At 63.9% G+C, this 2782-nt stretch carries 2 protein-coding genes and 1 pseudogene; all 3 read right to left on the bottom strand.

The window, feature by feature from the left end; all coding sequences use genetic code 11:
• Window positions 1-778: TolC family protein (locus tag ACYVDE_RS19475; RefSeq protein WP_460503204.1), on the bottom strand; the 778-nt coding region annotated here is incomplete at its 3' end.
• Window positions 779-994: 216 nt separating this feature from the next.
• The gene (locus ACYVDE_RS19470) at window positions 995-2245 is read right to left on the bottom strand and encodes an efflux RND transporter periplasmic adaptor subunit (protein WP_460503203.1); all 1251 of its coding nucleotides are present in this window, start codon (window positions 2243-2245) and stop codon (window positions 995-997) included.
• A 248-nt stretch (window positions 2246-2493) separates the two neighbouring features.
• Window positions 2494-2782, bottom strand: a pseudogene (locus ACYVDE_RS19465) (ferrous iron transporter B); the annotation flags it as partial.

Raw genomic sequence — 2782 nt, 5'->3', positions numbered from 1 at the left:
CCAGCGCCAACGCGCCTTCGGCGGCCGGCTGGCCGGTGTAAGCCTGCAAGGCCACCGCGGCCGTTTCGGCATCGAGCCGGGCCTGGTTCTGGGCTTGCCGGGCATCCAGCAAATTCAATTCGAGCTGCAATAAGTCGCTCTGCGACAGCCGCCCCAGCGCAAACCGCTTGCGGCCAATGCGCAGCAACTCGGCGGTGGCCTGGGCATTCTGGCCGGCCACGGCGGCGTTCACCTGTTGCAGCAGCACGTCGAAATACAGCTCCGTCACGCGCTGGGCCACGGTTTCGCGCTCCTCCACGTAGGCGCGGCTGCTTTCCTGGTAGCGCAGCGGCTCGATGGTCCGCGCCCATTTCAGCCCGTTGAACAGCCCAATCGGCTGCACAATCCCCAGCGTAAACGGCTGGTTGTTATAGCGCTTCAGCCCGCCGTTGAAATCGTCAAACCGCTGCACCTCCGCCCCCACAAACACCTGCGCGCCTGTCGGCCCAATATTCTGGCTCAAGGTCAGGGCCAGATTGGAGTTGTTGATGCGCACGGCCCGGAAATCGGTGGTGCCGTCGGGCTGCACCACGGGCGTAATCACGCGGCTGAAATTGGGCAGCGTGCCCGCCAGGCCCAGCTGCGGCCGGTAGTTGGCCTGATAGGCGTGCCAGGCCCAGTACCCCGTTTCGCGGTTGGTTACCACCTGCTGGCCGGCGGCCGAATGCGCCAGCGCCTGGGCAATGGTTTCGGGCAGCGTGCGGGTTTGGGCCTGGGCGGCGAGCGGCGTGAGTAGCAACAGAAGCAGGCAGCACCCCAGCCGCGCAACCTTACGGGACCCCTCCGGGGCGGCCCCTCTCCTCAGGAGAGGGGAGCCAGACATGCGGTTCGGGCTTTTGCAGAAAGAAGGAGAGAAAAACATTCGTACAGATTTACAAGGCGTTGCTATCGAGCGAAGTCGTCTGGCTCCCCTCTCCTGAGGAGAGGGGCCGGGGGTGAGGTTTTGGCGTCAGGGTTAGTCCTTCACCGCCAGCTCCGGCGTATCCAGGTGCTCTTTCATGTCCGACACCACGATTTCCTCGCCCGCCCGCAGGCCGCCGGTAATCTGCACGAAGTCGAAGTTGCTGTCGCCGAAGCGCACCGTGCGGCGCACCACGCGCCCGTCATTGGTCAGCACGAATACCGGCTGCTCCTTGCCACCCTGGTAGAACGGGCCGTTTTTCACGCGCAGCACACCGTGGTGGGCGCGGGTTATCACAAACACGTCGGCCCGCAGGTTGGGGCGCAGGGCCGGGTGGTTTGGGTTGTCAAGCTGTGCGTAGAAGGTCACCACGCCTTTATCCACGCTCGGGCTGATGCTGGCCACCGTGCCGCGCAGGTCGGTTTCGTTGATGCGTACCTTCACCGGGTCGCCCTGATGCAGCTGGTCGGCGTAGCTGTCCGAAATCGTGGCCCGCACCCGGAAGCTGCTGAGGTCGGCCACGCGGGCCAGCGCGTCGCCGGCCTGCACGGTGGTGCCCAGGTTATCGTTCACCCAAGTCAGCACGCCCGGCTGTTGGCTGCTGATGTCGGCCTGCCGCAGCTTGGTGGCCAGCTCAGCAATGCTGCGCTGCTGCATCGACACGGTGTAGCCCAGCTCGCGCACATCGGCCGCGTTCGAGCGCTGCTGCGTCTGCATCTGGCGCGTCAGGCGCTCGGCCTCGAGCTGCGCCACGGTCAGGTTCAGCTCGGCTTGGCGCACGTTTTCGGCCGTACCACCGCCGATTTTCAGCAACTGCTGCTCGTCGCGCAGCGCCGATTGCAGGCTGCGCACCTTCACGGCCTGCACCTGCGCTTGGGCGCGCAGGTCGGTCAGGCTGCGCTCCAGCGTCAGTTGAAGCTGCGAGTTCTTGTTCTGGTTGCGCAGCTGCTCATCGTCGAGCTTCGCCAAGCTGGAGTTGGCCAGTTCCTTATCAAGCTCCAGAATGGTTTCGCCCGGCTTCACCCGCGCGCCCACCGCCACCGCCACCCGTCGAATCGTACTTTGAATCGGGCTGGTCAGCACCGCCTCGCGGCCCGGAATTACGGTACCGGCGGCAGTCAGCGCCGCTTCTACCTCGCCGGTTTCCACGGTCGCCGTCAGCATATCGGCGCGGCGCAGGCTGGGCTTCAGCAGCGTGCGGAAGGCCAGCACCGCCCCCAGCGCCAGCACGAGGCCCGCGGCCACCACGAGCCAGCGGCGGCGCTTGCGTTGGGTTTGAATTGAAGGGGCAATGGCTCTGTCCATTTTCGTACAGCAAGAGAGATGATTCCCTTAACTGTTGCCAAGCCGCGTGCCATTCATGCAAATCATTGATTTTCTGAGCAATGTCTGCAAATTCAACTTTATGCGCATAAAAAAAGGTGTCCATTTCTGAACACCTGCGCCCAAACCGGACAGTCGAACGGTGTAGAGACGCATATTTGCGTCTCGTCGTTGAACGACAACGTCCGAACAATAAAGCGGCGCCGACGACGAGACGCAAGTATGCGTCTCTACGCCAGCACCTGGTACACCACAAATGCCGCCGCGTAGGCCAGCCCCGTCATGTACACCAGCTGCGCCAGCGGCCACTTCCAACTCTTGGTTTCGCGGTACGTCACGGCCAGCGTGCTCATACACTGCATGGCAAACACGTAGAATACCAGCAGCGAAAACGCCCGCGCCGGCGTGAAAAACGGCTGCCCGGCCGCGTCGCGCTCGGCGCGCAGCTTCTGCTGCAGCGTGCCCAGGTCGGCGTCCTGCCCCACGCTGTAGATGGTCGAAATGGTGCCCACAAACACC

It is taken from the genome of Hymenobacter agri (genome assembly GCF_054778495.1).
This window is presented reverse-complemented; position numbering and strand designations above follow the sequence as displayed.

Excerpts from the sequence above, each read along its gene's own strand:
- ACYVDE_RS19470 (WP_460503203.1), bottom strand. The coding sequence starts at position 2,245 with ATGGACAGAGCCATTGCCCCTTCAATTCAAACCCAACGCAAGCGCCGC.